The 16,359-nt window shown below is 68.3% G+C and carries 10 protein-coding genes and 2 pseudogenes; 4 read left to right on the top strand and 8 right to left on the bottom strand.

Translation table 11 applies throughout. The features are described 5' to 3' along the window. Positions 1-148: 148 nt before the first annotated feature. Positions 149-2,278, bottom strand: a complete 2,130-nt coding sequence (locus AV521_RS36840) for an MMPL family transporter (RefSeq protein WP_143658721.1) — start codon at positions 2,276-2,278, stop codon at positions 149-151. Between the two features lie 558 nt (positions 2,279-2,836). On the opposite strand from AV521_RS36840, the gene AV521_RS36835 reads away from it, so the two are divergent. Beyond that, entirely contained in the window at positions 2,837-3,319 is a 483-nt protein-coding gene (locus tag AV521_RS36835; protein WP_076094894.1) for a helix-turn-helix domain-containing protein, read from the top strand. An 82-nt stretch (positions 3,320-3,401) separates the two neighbouring features. Here the strand turns inward: AV521_RS36835 and AV521_RS36830 are convergent, their stop codons facing one another. Beyond that, positions 3,402-4,163, bottom strand: coding sequence for a hypothetical protein (locus AV521_RS36830; RefSeq protein ID WP_076094892.1), 762 nt, complete (start codon positions 4,161-4,163; stop codon positions 3,402-3,404). 534 nt (positions 4,164-4,697) lie between these two features. On the opposite strand from AV521_RS36830, the pseudogene AV521_RS36825 reads away from it, so the two are divergent. Beyond that, positions 4,698-5,387, top strand: a pseudogene (locus AV521_RS36825) (transposase); the annotation flags it as partial. A 386-nt stretch (positions 5,388-5,773) separates the two neighbouring features. Here AV521_RS36825 and AV521_RS36820 read toward each other — a convergent pair. Continuing rightward, the gene (locus tag AV521_RS36820) at positions 5,774-6,289 is read right to left on the bottom strand and encodes an EF-hand domain-containing protein (protein WP_256725834.1); all 516 of its coding nucleotides are present in this window, start codon (positions 6,287-6,289) and stop codon (positions 5,774-5,776) included. A 239-nt stretch (positions 6,290-6,528) separates the two neighbouring features. On the opposite strand from AV521_RS36820, the gene AV521_RS36815 reads away from it, so the two are divergent. Together AV521_RS36815 and AV521_RS51565 are read left to right on the top strand one after the other, a co-directional pair. Continuing rightward, a complete protein-coding gene (locus tag AV521_RS36815; RefSeq protein WP_076094890.1) occupies positions 6,529-7,062 on the top strand; it encodes a hypothetical protein in 534 nt (177 codons plus the stop codon). A 252-nt stretch (positions 7,063-7,314) separates the two neighbouring features. Further along, positions 7,315-7,584 (top strand): annotated as a pseudogene (locus AV521_RS51565) (SAM-dependent methyltransferase); the annotation flags it as partial. 126 nt (positions 7,585-7,710) lie between these two features. Here the strand turns inward: AV521_RS51565 and AV521_RS36805 are convergent. From AV521_RS36805 to AV521_RS36785, 5 genes are all read right to left on the bottom strand, one after another. Continuing rightward, a complete protein-coding gene (locus tag AV521_RS36805) occupies positions 7,711-8,685 on the bottom strand; it encodes a hypothetical protein (protein ID WP_143658720.1) in 975 nt (324 codons plus the stop codon). 160 nt (positions 8,686-8,845) lie between these two features. Further along, a complete protein-coding gene (locus AV521_RS36800) occupies positions 8,846-11,434 on the bottom strand; it encodes an ABC transporter permease (RefSeq protein ID WP_076094887.1) in 2,589 nt (862 codons plus the stop codon). Between the two features lie 78 nt (positions 11,435-11,512). Continuing rightward, positions 11,513-12,292, bottom strand: coding sequence for an ABC transporter ATP-binding protein (locus AV521_RS36795; protein ID WP_076094885.1), 780 nt, complete (start codon positions 12,290-12,292; stop codon positions 11,513-11,515). Positions 12,293-12,499: 207 nt separating this feature from the next. Then, positions 12,500-13,186 (bottom strand): response regulator transcription factor, encoded by a 687-nt coding sequence (locus tag AV521_RS36790; protein ID WP_076094884.1) that lies wholly within the window; start codon positions 13,184-13,186, stop codon positions 12,500-12,502. After that, a complete protein-coding gene (locus tag AV521_RS36785) occupies positions 13,179-14,900 on the bottom strand; it encodes a sensor histidine kinase (RefSeq protein ID WP_076094882.1) in 1,722 nt (573 codons plus the stop codon). Before AV521_RS36785 ends, AV521_RS36790 begins: the two co-directional genes overlap by 8 nt. Positions 14,901-16,359 lie beyond the last annotated feature (1,459 nt).

The raw sequence follows: 16,359 nt of genomic DNA, 5'->3' as shown, positions 1-16,359 counted from the left end.
GCGTCGAGGGGAGCCTGAGCGCAGGTCGAGGCGTAGGCGTACACCGCCGATGGGCAGTGTCCGTACCAGAGGCGCGGACAGGAGGCCGGCCGTCATCACTGCTCCCAGAGAGCGGCTTGCTCCGTGAGGGCGAGCGTCGCCCCACACATCAGGCCTGCGGCTTCACTTGCTCTCTACTCCGGCTCTCCGAGGCGTCGGCACGAGCTTGCGTAAGCCTCGTCCGTACGGCCCCCAAGGCAAGGACGGACGGCAGGAGGAAGGCGCGCACGACCATGGCATCAAGCAGTACGGCGAGCGCCACTCCGATCCCCAGCATCTTGACGCTCGTGATGCGGGAACCTGCCACTGCGAGCATGCTCGCTGCCAGGATCACGGCCGCGGAGGAAATCGTTCCTCCCGTTGTCCGGACCGCCTCCTCCAGCGCTGCAAAGGGCTCGATCCGCCGACGGCGCTCTTCGGCCAGGCGGGAGATGAGGAAGATCCCGTAGTCCATCGACAGACCGAAGGCAAGGACACCCATGAGGACCGAGACGCCGATGTCCAGCGAACCGGTGGGCGTGAACCCGAGCATCTGCGCCAGGCTTCCATCCTGAAACCACCAGACCTGCGCGCCGAGCATGGCCGCAAGGCTCAGAGCATTGAGGAGAACTGCCTGAACTGTGAGCACAGGGCTCCGCGTCAGACGAAGAATGAGCAACAGGGTCATGGTCACGGCGGCGATTGCCGCGTACGGAAGTACCTCTCGTATGGAATCGCGCGTATCCAGGTTGATCGCCGCCACGCCGGTGACATACCGGTCGGCCGGGGCCCCCACACCGCGCAGTCGTCGGACGAGGGCCTCCAACTCGGCCGGCGGCGTCCGCGGTCGCGCGCTCACCGATATCCATGAGCTTCCGCCTGACGAGCGCGCAGGCTGCCGCGGACCGGTGAGCAGCCCGTGGGCATACCGCCCGGTGGGAGCGTCCACCGTGTCCACCGTGGGCAAGGTGGACAGACGGCGCGCGTAGCCGACGACAGCCCGCTGATCTGCGGAGCCCAGGATGATGTCCACGCTCTGCGTCGGAAAGACCGATGTGATGCGCTCTTCGGCGACGCGCGCCTGGGCTCGCGAGGGCAACTGCCTGACGTCACTCACGTCGAAGCGAGCATGCAGGAACGGGGCGCCGAACAGGACCAGGATGACGATAGTGGTGGATGCGACCGCAAGAGCGTGCCGCGCCGTCCAGCGCACTGCCGTGACCCAGCCTTCCCCGCCGACGGACGGCACCGCATGCCGCGGACGGCGCGCCCTGGGCAAAGCGCCCACCGTGTCGATCCGCTGACCGAGTTGGACGAGCACCGGGGGAAGCAGCGTCACAGTGGCGAACGCGGCGAGCGTGACCGTGGCGATACCCGCGTATGCCATGGAGCGGAGGAATGGCAGGGGGAACAGCAACAGCGTCGTCAGCGCACTGACGAGGATGGCCGCAGAGACGACGATGGTGTGGCCGGCTTGGCTCACGGAGGCGATGACGGCCTCGCGTTTCATCCCGTACGTCAGCACCTCTTCGCGATACCGGCGTACCAGGAGGAGACCGTAGTCGACTGCCAGACCGATGCCCAGGGCAGTGGTCAAGTTGAGCGCGAAGACAGAAACCGACGTGAAGGGAGCCAGTGCCCGTAGCAGAGCGTTGGCCCCTTCGACGGCGAACACGGCGATCAGGAGAGGCAAGGCAGCGGCGACCACGCTTCGGGAGACGAGCAGGAGAAGAGCGATCACGACCGGGAAGGCCATCAGCTCCGCAATGCCCAGGTCGTGCAGAATGGTGTCCTGAATCGCTTGCCCCACCGTGGCCGAGCCGCCCATCCGGACCTCCAAACGCCCGCGGGCGGACTCCAGATCCCGCGAAACCGCATCAAGGGTGCGAGGCAGACGAGCCGAGCTTTCATCGACGTGCGCAAGGATGAGCGCGTGGTGACCGTCGGCGGACATCAGATCAGGCCGGCGCTGGTCCCCATAGGATGCGATCACCCGCACTCCTGGCTCGTGCATGAGCGCCTTGGTGAGCCTCCGCCCGTATAGGCGTGTTGTCGGGCTGTCGACTTTCCCCGGCGTGCTGACCAACAGTGTCAGATTGGACTGCGAAGCAGAAAAGTGGTCACGCAGCATGCGAGCTCCGATGCTCGAATCGGCCCGCGGATCGCCTTCCACATCGCCGTCCAAATGGCGACCGGCACCGTGGCCCACCAGAAACGCGACGAGTGTGAGCAGTGTCCCGGCAATCAGCGTGACGCGCACGTGCGTTGTGGTCACCTCCGCCCATTTCCCCAGCGCCGAGCCACCTTTCCGGCGATGTGCGAGTCCCACACCGACTCCTAACAAGTGACAACTGCCAACCGCTGCCCATAGGTGACGAATCCATTACGCGTGAGCGTCTCGCCTGCATGAACTCGACCGCGACACCCTGCGAGGTTCCCTCGACAACGTCATGAGATGGAGGGGCATACGGTGCGGCCGCCGTTGGGAGACGTACTGGATATGCGGCACGGCAAGACAGGAGGAGAGACATGCCGCTGGGCGCGCCAAGAGCACGCGGCGGCCGCGACGGTCGACCGAGCCACGCCGTTCTGCCTCACCTAGGCCCGGGAAATCAGCGGGAGGCGGCGCGGCACACTCTGTTCGCCGTCCTCGCTTCCTCGCACGTTCCAGTACCAGAGATAGCTGAGCGACTTGGCGCGGCAGGCCGTCGGGCACGAACCCGCACGCATGCAGGCGATTCCATGCGGCCGGCACGGGCCCTGGCCACAACTGACTCCCTGGGCCCGGATCGCTCACTCCGGTAACGGTGAATCCCGCATGTTCCTGCCGACGGATTCGTGCCCGCAGTGGCAGTCCTCGGCCCACGAGTTGTTCCGGGGGACCTGGGCGGTCATCGCTCCGGCGGTGGCCCTTGAGCGCGCTGGAACCTCGCTCGAACTGACCAACGCGCTCCGGACCGCGACTTGTGTCCACGGCGAAGAAGGCCCTGGCCGGGTACTGATTGCGGTCGATCACCTGACGCGGCTGATCACCGAACAGGCTCCTGACCTGCCGGGTGTTCTCGAAGAGGTTCTGCTGGCGCCGATGAACAGCGCGACCAAGCAGCGTCGACGCAGCCTTGCGGAGATACTGCTGGCTTGGCTCAAGTGGCGAGCCGCGCCCGAGACAGCCAGGGAACTGCACGTTCATCCGCAGACGGTGCGGTGTCGACTTCGGCAGACAGGAGGGCTCTTCGGCGCGGCCCTCCATCGCCCTCACATGCGTTTCGCCCTGGAGTACGCGCTGCGGGGCCTTCAGTAGCGGAGACAGTGGCAAGTCAGCGGCGAACGGCCCCGGCTCCGATGACGGTCGGGGCGGACACATCTCGGTCTCGGTCATATCGTTACCGTTGGCTGCGTAGGGCATCGCGTAGAAACCAGGGGTCCGCGTCACAGGCAGGCACGTGGTGTTTGACGTCGTGGTAAGGCACGCCCGGCCACCACCCCAGGAGAATCCGAGGAAGGTGCCATCTGACATACCCCTCCATGGTGAAACGTTTCTCCCAGTAGTGCGGGCCGTGGAGGCCGTCCAGCCTGCCGACGGGAACGCCATCACCCGCCGGCTGGAAGTGATACAGAAGCGAATCGAGTACGTCGGCACGCGCCTGCGGTACGTGGTGAAGGGCCAGCCCAGCGATGGCTGCCACGATGGAAGGAGCCTCCGCCTCCACAACCGCGTGCCACAGCACCAGCTGCTGCCGTAGCGAGAGCCGCCGGAAGGCGGTCAGCCACCTTTGGTCGTCGGTGACCGGCCACACCGCTCCACGTGCCACCCAGGCTTTGAAACCGGCCCCGCCCATGCACATCTCACTTCGCGTGAGATGCTGAACCGACATGTTGCGTACGTCGGTGAGCGTTTGGAGCCGTACGCATCCCGCGTGTCTGGACGTCTGAGCAGGTATCGACGTCAGCTGACAGAACAGGGAGTGAAAGGCCTGCTCGGTCACTTGCGCGGCATGAGCGCTGTCACCGAGACAGCAATATGCGTAGGAGAACGCCGCAGCGTAGTGCCGCCGGTAAAGGTAGCGGAAGGCGATGAGCCTGCCGCCGCGCAGCCGAAAGATCAGCCGCGCATCGGGGCGCTGTGCACGGTGGGAAAACGTCATTCGGCTCCTCCGGGCCAGAAAGATTGTCTGACGTGTCGCCGACGCGGCATGTGGCTCACCTGGACGGGTGGGTCACTACCAGAGTGAACGGCCCGTACCCATGCTCTGATCACGGATCAAGGAAAACTATCCGAACGTGACAAAAACGAAGACACGCATGCATCGATCGTCAATCCTGGCAGTATGGTGACACCACGATTCTGATCGGCAATGCCGTCCACAGCGTCTGGCAAGCGGAAAGGCGGCGTGCCACGCAGTGTCACCGATCGAAGAGACGCCAGACTCCTTCCAGGATCTGCCTGCCGAGCAGCAAGTACCTGGACATGCGAGACCCGCTGACGAACGCTTCTGGACGTGACGCAGGGCTCCGCCCAGGCGGGTGCTCGTCAGCACGCTGAATACTCCAGGGCCGCTGCCAACCTCATCTTCGACCCGGACCCACCCACCCGTCACCGCTGAGTGATGGCCCGCCGCAGCTTAGGGCCCGTCCGCGGGCGGTAGCGCAGGCCGCGAAGGCGCCGATCTGCCAGTTGTCGATCCTTCCGGACGTGCCGGCGCACAGCCGGCACGGTGACCAAGTGCCAGGCGGGGGCGTCCTTGCAGCCGGCCTCGGACACAGCCTCGGCGGCGATCGGCTGGCGCTTGTTTCTCCCCAAGAGCCGGGACCCCACCTCGCCGCAGGCCGATCTCGCCGAGGTGGCCCGCCGCGAACGGTGCGGCATCCCGACGGACGTGCGCCATGTCGAGAAGTGGCAACTGGCACTGGACATGATCGACGAGACCCGGTCCTGGGGCGTCGATGTCCCCCTCGCCGTGGCCGACGGCGGCTATGGAGACACCGCAGCCTTCTGGCCTGGCCTGCAAGAACGTAGGCTGCACTGCGTGGCGGGCGACTCGACCACCGTCACAGCGCGCCCGCACGACGCAAGGCCGCACGCCCCGCCCCACAGCGGCCGCGGGCGCCCGCCGCAGCCTGCATACCCCGAGGCGCCCAAGAGCGTGAAAGAGCTGGTCATCGCCCCGGGGCAGCAGGCAGCCCGGCCCCTGCAGCGGCGGGAGGGCTCCCGTCCCGGCACGGCCGCAGGCCGCTTGGCGCAGCAGCACTTCGGCGCCGTCCCGGCCCTCGACGTCGGCCGGGCTGACACAGGCCCGCAGGAGACGGTACCGAGGATGACCACCACCACATGGCGCTTGATGCCGTCGACCTTCTCACCGCCGTCGTAGCCATGNNCCCAGGCACAGCCGGCCCGCAGCCAGTACGCGAGGACATCGACGATCACCCACCGCGTGTGTCTGACCGGCCATCCACCAGGCTTGACCCCCGGCACCAGCGGTCAAAGGATCTCCCACTCCAGGTCGGAGAGGCCCGTCGACTAACGGGCACGCGGCTCGCCCACCCCACCCCGAAAATGCGCCACCGACCCGCTACCTGCCCGTATGCCCCGCTGACAGGCCTTTCAGACGCCCTCTAGCGGGTCTACAGGGCACGCCGAAGGATGTCCCGGCGATCACATGAGGGGCAGCGCATACCGCTGGTGCGTCTCGCGCCTATCGGACACGAGGTCGACCCCGATAGGGATGTCCCTGGCCAACGACCCACCGGACACGGCCTAATACAGGGCCTCGCCCATAGGGGAGGCGTCGCCGATGACGTAGGAGCGGATAGACGCCAGGTACTCATCACGACCCACCCGGCCGTCGCCGTCGGCATCCAATGCGTTGAACGCGGCAGCAGCGTTTCCGGGCTCATTGTTGAGTGCGGTGCGCAGCAACGTGAATTCGGCCTTGTCCAGGGCGCCGTCCCCGTCGGCGTCGGCGAGGTCGAACAGTGCGCCCAGGGCGAATCGGCAGACGCTGTCGAACTTTTCGGCGCCGACCCATGCGTCGTATTCCTCGAAGGTCAGCTTCCCGTCGCCGTTCGCGTCCATCGCCCCCCACGCCTGGTGGGCTTGCCCGCGGGCGGCGACGACAAGCGGGTCGTCCTCCGAGCGTCCCGTGGCCTGGACGGCCCGGTCGACCCGGGACAGGTAGTCGTGCGCCGAGATTACCCCGTCCCCGTCCGCGTCCATCATGGCGAAGATACGCCCTCTCGCGACGGTGGCGGCTGCAACGGTGGTACGGCCCACTGGAGATCTCCTCCTGCTCGTTTCCTGCTCGACGAGAACTCGTCCGGCGCTTGCTACCCGCCGTGTTCCAGGTTCCATGCGTCCGCGGCCGACCCGATGAAGCCCGACGGGAGTACAGGCACACATGACCGCGCACGGATCGAGGTGTGCGCGGTCACGCGCTCCGAGACGCCGGGGTACGGGATGCCCACCTGGGTAGGCCAACGGCCGTTACTGATACAGGACGTATGGGAGGGAACATGTTCGGTAGGCGTGGTGTCGCGGTGACCTTGGGGTCCGTGGTGCTGGCGGGATCGTCGTTGGTGTGGGCGCCGGCCGGTCAGGCCATGACGGGCGAGGAGGGGAGCGTCGGCTGCATCGGGCACAGTGAGAGCCGTTACGACCCGCCGCTCACGCTCCTGGCCCGGCCGACCCATGTTCACGCGGACATCACGTACACCTGCGGTGCCCACGGTCGGACCGTCCCCGCCACCGGCTCCTTCGACTCGGACCTACCAGTTGCCTCCTGCGTCGCCGTGTCCGGCGGAAGCGGGACGGAAACCCTCCGGTATGCCGATGGCGGCAGGTCGCTGATCGTCTACGACAGTGCCACGACCTTCCGCGTCGCAGGGGTCCTGGTTGTGATCCAGCGGGGCCGGGTCGTCGAGGGACGTGGCCAAGGGCACCCCGTACAGCGGACCATCACCGGGCTGCCCCGCGAACTGCCCACGGACTGCCTCACATCCGGCCTCCAGGGCGGCGGTAACGAGGTTCAACTGGAGATTGAACCGTAGCGCTCAGGCCATGGGTCGGCGTGCGAACGCTGATTCCAAGGCAGGCTGGGAACGGGCGGTGGCGGTGGCTGACCCAGCGTCCGCCTCGCACCCCAACGCGAGCAGAAACCGGACCGGCCAGGCCCACAACGCCCGCGCCCCCTGGCCATCACGTGATCCGCCGCGCAGGGCCCGACGGGTCGTGCTCCCAGAGTCTTTGGCAGCCCGCGTGGGGTGGAGAGCCCCTGGGTTAGTGTCGCCGCCTGTGACTGAATCCTCCCCTATCTCAGTGCGACAGCGGATGCCTACGACGCCGTCGCCGTCCGTTACGCAGACTTCGTCCGAAACCGCCTCGACCAGCTGCCGCTGGATCGCGCAGTGCTCGCTGCGCGATCCGCCGAGTCCGGGCAGGCAGCTGGTGCCGGGCCTGTCGTCGAGCTGGGATGCGGCCCCGGACATGTGACGGCGCAGCTGCGGGACCTGGAACTGGACGTCTCCGGCGTCGGCTTGTCCCCGGTGATGATCGACCTTGCCCGCCAGGCCAGGTGCTCCGGCTCCAAGCGGTCAAGACGGTGCTTGCCGATACCCGGGACGAGGTGGACCCCAGAGGGCCACCTCGTAGCCGGCGTATGTGTTCTCAGGAGGGTCGGGGACGATGTGTTGCCGCTGCTATCCCCGGCGCTTGACGAACGTCATCGGAACCGAATTGCCGGGCGCCTGGATCAGGACACGGGCCGGGATGAGGACCAGCTTCTGCTTCTCGTTGCCGCTGCCGTCGACGAAGTCGAGCTTGTAGACGATGTACCCGATGTACTTGCCGCCGTTGGCACGTCCCTCGACCCAACCGGACACGCCGTCCGGGACGTCGTAGGTGTTGTTCTGCTCGGTCATGGTCGTCCACTTGTTGGTGGTCGTGGTCGACTCGCTGTAAGTGAAGTTCAGCTCCGTGCCGCCCGTGCCGCCGCCAGGCCCGCCGGGTGTTGTCAGCTCCGAGCTGACCTTTCCGCCGACGGACCAGCCGCTGGTCTGGCTGGTGTCCTGGCCGACCGTGGCCTGGGTCTTGTAGGAGAACTGCGCCTTCCCCATCACCGCCGCCGACGTCTGCATGGTGGGGTACTTCGTGTCGAGCACGCCGACGAAGCCGCAAGGCATGGGCTTGCCGTCGGGATTCTGGTTGGGCTGGCCGCACAGCGACTTGGCGTCCCAGTTGCTCAGCCACGGCTCCTTGTCGTCGCTGGTGCTCTTGCGGATGTCGGGGCCCTCGGTGGTGATGGACGGACCGCCCTCGGTCGGTGCGGGCTGTGCGAGGTCGAATCCACTGCCCAGTTTGGACGGGACGTCCTTCAGCGCCTGGTCGTGCGGGTAGACCTTCTCGACGTCGTCGAGCTTGACCTGCTGCGAGTCCAGACCGTTGACAGGGTAGCCGTTGACGGCCTCTTGCTGGTTCAGGGGCGCGCTCTGGCTGAGGAAGTCGATGACTTGCTGTTCGGTCTTGAAGTAGGTGTTGCCGTCTTCGGCGTGGGCAGGGGTGGACGAGCCGACCAGCGATATGCCGGTGAGCATGGTGGTGGCGAGTGCGGCCGCCGTCAGAGCGCTCCTCCGTCGGCCTCGACGGGCAGGGGTGGTGCACTGTGTTGTTGACACGCGAATCTCCTTGACTTGTCGGGAACTTGCTCGGAACTTCTCGGGCGCCGGCCGCCGATCGGCCGCGCCGCTCTTCAGAGGGCTTGTGGGGGGCGTGTTCAGGTGGTGGCCACGCGGCCGCCAGGCGCTCAGGCGGGGTGCCGCCCTTGGGCTGACGGGCTCAACTCGCCTGGATCGACCGCAGCATGTTCAGGTGGGCGGCTCGGCGGGCCGGCCAGATGGCGGCAAGGACACCGGTCATCAGGGCCAGGACCAGGAAGATGCCGAGCCTTCCCCACGGCAGGACGGTCTCGTAATCGTGCATCGAGGTCGTGGTCAGACCGCCTGCGGCCCAGGCCAGGAAGATGCCGGTGCCGATACCGAGGACCGCGCCGAACAGTGAGATGACCACCGACTCCAGCCGGACCATCTGCCGGATGCCGGAACGGTCGAGACCTATGGCGCGCAGCATCCCGATCTCGCGGGTACGTTCGAAGACCGACATGGCCAGGGTGTTGACGACGCCGAGGATCGCGATGACGACAGCCATGCCGAGCAGCCCGTACATCATGCTGAGGACCGTGGTGACCGACTCGTTGTTGTCCTTGATCAGCTGCTCCTGGGAGCGGACCTTCAGCAGCGGGCTGTCACCGAGCGCGGCGCGGATCATGTGCTCAAGGCCGCCGGCCTTGCCGGGCTCGGCCTTGACCAGCAGGTTGTCGAACTGCTTCGTCACGGAGTATGGGAGCACGTCGGCGCGCGTACCCAGCGCCTCGTCGACGGTGCGGGTCTTGGCGTAGATGCCGACGACCGTCAGCTTCCGCTTCACGGCCTTGCCGCTGTCCATGCCGCCGCCCATCTCGGCGTCGAGAGTGGTACCGACCTGGAGCCCAGCTCGCCCTGCGAACTCGTCGGAGACCGCGATCCTCCCGGGGCCGATGTCGTGCAGCGAGCCGGCGCGGAAGTCGAGCCGTGCAACCTCGCCGAACGCCTTCGCATCCGTGCCGGTGATGACGGCGTACTCGCCGTGGGTGCCGAGCTGCGCCGTGGTGACGGGGGCGGCCGCGGCGACCCCGGGCAGCCGGGCGATCTTGCCAGCGGCGTCCGGGGCGAGCCCACGGGCGGTGCTGTAGTTGACCTTGTAGTCGGCGGTCAGGCCCTGGGTGGCCTCCTTGGCCATGGCTTGCTGGGCGGAGTGGGCGCCGACGGTCAGACCAGTGATCAGGGCGAGCCCGATCATCAGGGCGGATGCGGTGGCGGCGGTGCGACGCGGGTTGCGCAGCGCGTTCTGTTCGGCCAGCTTGCCGCTGACGCCGAAGAAGCGGGTAGTGACCTTGCCGGCCAGCACGATCAGCGGCCGGGAGACCAGCGGGGCCAGCACGATCACTCCGCCGAGGGTCAGTACACCGCCGAGCATCGCGGCCATCAGGTTCGACTCTTTGCTGGTCCTGAGCGTGGAGACGTAGAGCATCACCAGCGCCCCGGCCCCGGTGAGCACGGCGCCGAGCACGTTGCGGACCCTCAGGGCGCGGGCGGGCGGGGCCTGGTCGACGCTGCTGAGCGCCGCCACGGGGGCGATCTCTGCGGCCCTGCGAGAGGGCAGCCAGGCCGCCAGAACGGTGATGACGACGCCGACCGCGAGCGAGGCCAGCGGGGCTGCGGGCGTGATGACCAGCGGTCCGTCGGGCAGTGCGGCACCGGTCGTGTTGAGCAACGGGCGCATGGCGGTGGCGATGCCGAGGCCGAGCGCGAATCCGCAAACGGAGGCTACGAGGCCGAGCAGACCCGCCTCGACGAGGACGGAGCGGACGACCTGGCAGCGCGAAGCGCCCACGGCCCGCAGCAGCGCGATCTCCCGGCTGCGCTGAGCGATCAGCATGGTGAAGGTGTTGGCGATGAGGAACACGCCGACGAACAGCGCGATGCCGGCGAAGACCAGCAGCGTCTTGGTGAGGTATCCGGTGTTCTTGGCGATCTGGGCGGACTGCTCGGCGGCCAGTTCGGTGCCGCTGATGGCCCTGGCCCCGTTGCTGGGGAGCAATGCCTGCACCTGGTCGGTGAGGGCGTGCTCGTCGGTCCCCGCGCGGGCCTCGACCGTGATCTCGTCGAACCGGCCGGGATGGCGGAACAGTTTCTGCGCGGTTCGGGTGTCAAAGAGGGTGAGGGTGCCGCCGGCGGTGACCTGGGGGTCGTCGGTGGCGACGATTCCGACCAGCTTCTTGGTCAGGGCGGGCCCGTCGGTGGCGAAGCGGACGGTGTCGCCGATGCGGTAGCCGGCCTTGGCGGCGGTCCTGGCGTCCAGCGCCAGCTCGTCCTCGGCAGCGGGGCCGCGCCCTTCCCGCAGCGGGAAGCGGCTGTCCTTGCCGTCTCTGCCCGGCAGGTAGTTGGTGGCCAGATTCTGCCCCTTGGTGTCGGCGTTGACCGGGCGGCCGTCCTTACCGGCCAAGGTGGCCTGGCCGTGGACGATGGGGCGCACCGAGTCGACGCCGGGCAGTCGGCGGATCTTCCGCGCCAGCGCGATGTCGAGGGCGGTGGTCGATTTGCCGTCCTCGCCGCCCGTCATAGCGGGAGCGGTCGTGACCTCATCCGCTCGCACCGAGACGGCCACGCCCTTGAGGCTCTGGGACGAGGCATTGCGGAAGGCGTTCGCTGTGGTGTCGGCGAAGACGAGGGTGCCCGAGACGAAGGCGACGCCGAGCAGCACCGCGAGCGCTGTCATGGTCAATCGGGCTTTGTGCGCAAGGACGTTGCGCAAGGCGGTACGCAGCATGGTGATCGGTTCAGTCCTGAGTGCGAGGTGACGGAGCGCGGAGGCGGGAGACGGGGCGGTGAGCGGCTGCGGGCCACGTCAGTTCGTCCGCTCCTTGGCGTCGAACAGCGGCATGCGGTCCAGCACGGACTCGGGGGTGGGATCGGGCAGTTCGTCCGTGACGCGTCCGTCGGCGAGGAAGACCACCCGGTCCGCGTAGGAGGCGGCCACCGGGTCGTGCGTGACCAGCACCACCGTCTGCCCCAACTCGCGTACCGAATCCCGTAGAAAGCCCAGGACCTCCGCGCCGGAGCGGGAGTCGAGGTTGCCGGTCGGCTCGTCCGCGAAGATGATCTCCGGACGCCCGGCCAGTGCACGGGCCACGGCCACGCGCTGCTGCTGGCCGCCGGAGAGCTGCGCGGGACGGTGCCGCAACCGCCCGGAGAGGCCGACGGTCCCCACGATCAGCTCCAGCCACTCCTGGTCGGGCCTACGGCCGGCGATATCGAGCGGCAGCGTGATGTTCTCCAGGGCATCCAGCGTGGGCAGCAGGTTGAACGACTGGAAGACGAAACCGATCTTCTCCCGACGGAGCCTCGTGAGCTGACGGTCCTTCAGTCCGGACAGCTCGGTGGCACCGATCTGAGCAGACCCGCCGGAGACGGCGTCGAGGCCCGCCATGCAGTGCATCAGCGTCGACTTGCCCGAGCCGGACGGGCCCATGATCGCGGTGAACCGGCCGCGTCCGAACTCCACGGTCACCGAGTCGAGGGCGACGACGCGGGTCTCGCCCTCGCCGTAGACCTTGGTCAGCCCCGTCGCGCGAGCGGCAACGGAGGGGGCGCGGAGGCGGGTGGTGGCAGTGGCATGCGGCGGCATAGGTGCTCCTGGAAGGGCTGCGAAACTCCCGACCATCGTGGCGGCGGCCCACCCGCGAATCCGTCGCCCTCAGGTCGCGAATACGCCGCCTGCCAACAGGCAGACCCGCCGCTGCCACGTCGCCCTCACGGACCACGCCCCCCTCTACCAACAGAGAGAGCCGCCGGCTCTCCCCGGAGACAGGTCAGGCAGCCCCAGCCAGGCGCTTCAGCCCATGAGCCCGGCCTGGTGCGCCAGCAGCCCCGCCTGCACCCGGCTGCCGCAACCTGTCTTCTCCAGGATCGACCGGACGTGGCTCTTGACCGTGCCTACGCCGATGCCGAGCCGCCTGCCGATCTCCGGGTTCGAGATCCCCTCTCCCAGCAGGACCAGCACCTCCCGCTCCCGGCCGGTCAGCCCCGCCATCCTGCTCTCCGGGGCAACGGTCCCGCCGCCGCTCAGCATCCGCCGGATCACCGTCCCGGTGACACCCGGCGAGAGCACGGCATCCCCCGCAGCCGCCGCCCGCACCGCGCGGATCAACTCCTGCGCCCCCTCGTCCTTCAGCAGGAAGCCGGTGGCGCCCGCCCGCAGGGCCCGGGTGACGTTCTCTTCGTCGCCGAAGGTGGTGAGCATGACGACCTGCGGCCTGGGGTCGAGCGCGATCAGCGGTTCGATGGCCGCCAGCCCGTCGAGGACGGGCATACGGATGTCAAGGAGCACCACATCGGGCCGGTGCTCGGCGGCGAGCCGGACGGCCTCGGCACCGTTGACCGCCTCGCCCACCACGTCGATGCCGTCGGTGTGCCGGAGGATCAGCCGGATGGCGTGCCGAATCATCTCCTCGTCATCGGCGAGCAGCACCCGGATCCCGGAACCCGTCCCGGAACCCGCGGAGTTGGCTCGGTCATTCATGTGTCCTTCTCTCATGCGGTGGTTCGGTCACCTTCTCCGTGACCATCGGAACGGTGAATCGGTCGATCGCGATCAGAGTGTCGGCCCGGAAGCAGTAGCGGACGATCTCCAGCCGCCCGCCCTTGGGCCCCTCCCCCTTGTCCACATAGGGATACAGGCAGTCCGTGGCGGACGCCGGCCGCGCCGGCTCACGCCCTGCGGCGGCAGCGCGCACCGTATCGGAGTCGAAGGACACGGCCCGCTCCACCCGCTCCCGTGACATCCCCACCCGGGGCTCTTCGCCGCTCCGAGGGTGGGAAGCGAACTGCGCATCGTGCACAAGAACGAGCCCGAACAGCATCATCACACCCACGCCAGCCAGGCCGACCAGCCCGATGACGGCACCGCCGAGGCGCCGCTGGAAGGCGGAGAGCCCGCGGCCGGGCTCCTCGACAGGGACGCCCGGCCCCTCCTCATACGGCTCGGCCGCCACCGGTTCCGCACCGGGCCCGGACTCGGCAGGGATATCGGCGGTCACGGCGAAGCCGCCACCAGGCGTCCGCCCCGCCTCCAGATCACCGCCCAGCAGCGCCACCCGCTCCCGCAGCCCGATCAGCCCACGCCCGGTGCCCAGCCCGGTCACAGCGGCGGGCGGCACCGGAGGCACACCGTTACGTACCCGCACCTCCACCCGCTCGCCGGCGTGGCGGACACAGACGGTCACATGGGCTCCGACCGCGTACCGGTGGACATTGGTCAGCGACTCGCGCACCACGCGGTGCACCGCCCGCCGCACCCTGGCCGGCCGCGCGTCGAGATCAGGTCCTTCCCAGCACAGCTCAACAGGGATGCCGGCGCCGCGGGACTCCTCGACCAGCGCCTCGATGTCCCGGCGCGTACCCGTCGCATCCGTCAGCGCATCAGTACCGGTGTCCTGCCCCAGCGGGCCCAGGACCCCCAGCACCTCCCGCAGCTCCCGCATCGCCTCACGGGCGGTACGACCCACCACAGCGGCCTCGTCCCGCAGCGCGGGCGCCTCCTTGCGCAGCGCCAGCTCCAGCCCGTCCGAGTACAGGGAGACCACGCTCAGCCGGTGCCCGACCAGATCGTGCATCTCCGCGGCGATCCGCGATCGCTCGCGCACCCGCGCCTCGCTGTCTGCCAGTCGCCGCGCCTCCTCAGCGGCGGCCGTACGCTCCCGCAACGCCCGAAACAGCCGGTCCTGCTGCCCCGCAGCAGTGCCCACCAGGCCAGGCACCACGACCGTGGTCACCGCGAGCACCGCACCCAGTGCCAGACCGAACACCCAACTGGCCACCTCCAGCACGGGCGCGGACATCGCACATGTCACCGTCGCCACACCGGCCGCCCCCAGCAGCAGCCCCACCCGCCGCCGCGGCGTCTCCCATTGCCGGGCCGCGGTGTAGGCCGCCACCGCGGTCAGCAACGCCGCCGCCGGCGCTACCCCCATCAGTGCCGCGAGCCCGATCACACCAACCACCGGAAAACGGCGCCGCACCAGCACCAACGCGATGCCGATGACCGCCAGAGCCGGGACCCGACCCGCCAGCCTGGCCTCGATCCACGACTCGACCAGGTAGGTGAGAAGCACCACCACCGCGGCCAGAACCGCCTCACCCCCCGCCCGCCAGAGCTGCCGCCCCCGCTCTTCGGGCCCCGTGAAGGGACTACGGGCCAGGCGTTTCTCGACAGCTGGTGGTGCGCTCGACGACATGACGTCGATTATCGACAGCTCCGTGAGGGGATCCCCTGCGCCTTACGGACGACCCGCCTCTACCAGAAGGCAGAGCCACAGCGGCATTTGTCCGCCTCGCTCCGCTGCCGCGCCGAAGGAGGCGGTCAGCCACGGGCAACCGGAAGCACAGGACCACAGCCCTGGCAGGCTGCACCCGACCGCACTCCGGGCCACTGACCTGCTGTGACGCATCCAATGCCCATCAGGCCAGGCCGGCGGCCCAAAACTCCCGAGCCGCACCCTCACCCCAGGGGGTTTTCCAGGGAGTTCGAGTACGAATCCAGGGAGTTTTCAGGGAGTTTCAGCACGGGACGGGCCGGGACGCGGAGGGCTTTCGATTCCGTACAACGGTGCAGGTCATAGCACTGACTCACGAAAATCTCTGCAGGTCGGCGGGGCGTCCGCTGCCCGAAGACCGTTAAACGCATGAATTCCGCTACATACGCGATGACCTGCATGTTTCCAGCCTCTCACGCCCCGTATGACCGTCAGGGGGTTTCCAGGCAGTCGCCTCCCCGCTGAACCAGGCAATCCAAGCGTAGGTGTGGCGCAAGGCATGGAAACCGAGCTCGCGTGACGGCTCCCACTTGGCCCCGCCGGAATCGGGGTCCATTCTGCCGATCAGCCCCGCGGAGGCGAACGCGGACTTCCAAAGGCGCGTGTTCCATGTGTCGCGGTTGCGTGGGCGCCGCTGCCGGGTAGCCAGGAAAGTGGGTAAGCACGCGGAGCCCCGTCGACGCGCCGCCGTTCGTTCTGAGGTTCGTGGGACTCTCCCACGGGAGTTCCACCACGACCGGCGGCCAGCGCTTCGCGTGCTGTTCGATGCCGGTCAGGGCGCCGGGCGCCACATGGACTCCCCGCGTCCTCCCACACTTGGCGAGCGCAAAGAAGAGGTGGCCGTCGATCATGCAAACCTGACGCCGGACATGTACGACCCCGTTCTCCGCATCGAGGTCCTCCGGGAACAGCCCGAATACCTCGTTCTGGCGCAGGCCGAGCCCCACCCCCAAGTCGACTGCGAGGCGGTACCGCTCCGGGAGTCCAGCGCGCACCCGCATCGCCTGCCCGCGCGACCACGCCCTCGCCTTCTGCGCAGGCTTGGCCGGCGGCCGGGCGGTGCGACTCCCCTTCATCGGATGCTTCACCACCCTGCCGTCCTCCCCTCCACGGCGGCCTGGAGGATCGCAGAGAGATGCCCCCAAGTGGTACGGATCGTCCCAGGCGGCAAAGTCTCCTCCATCCGGCAACCCGTTCAACGCCTGCCTGCTCGGACCCGCCCTCACCCGCCTGCCCGAAACCCGTAACTGCGCCGCCGTCAGCGGCCCTCACAACCTCATCCTCCAGGCCAGCCTGCACTCCGTCAGCGACGTCCTGCGCCTGGAATCCCAGCTCACCACCGCCCACCCGAGCCTCGACATCGTCGACCGCGTCATCACCC

This window comes from Streptomyces sp. IMTB 2501 (assembly GCF_001953885.1).
In the GTDB taxonomy this organism is placed as follows: Bacteria; Actinomycetota; Actinomycetes; order Streptomycetales; family Streptomycetaceae; genus Streptomyces.
The sequence above is the reverse complement of the archived record's forward strand: the minus strand, read 5'-3'. Positions and strand labels throughout refer to the sequence as shown.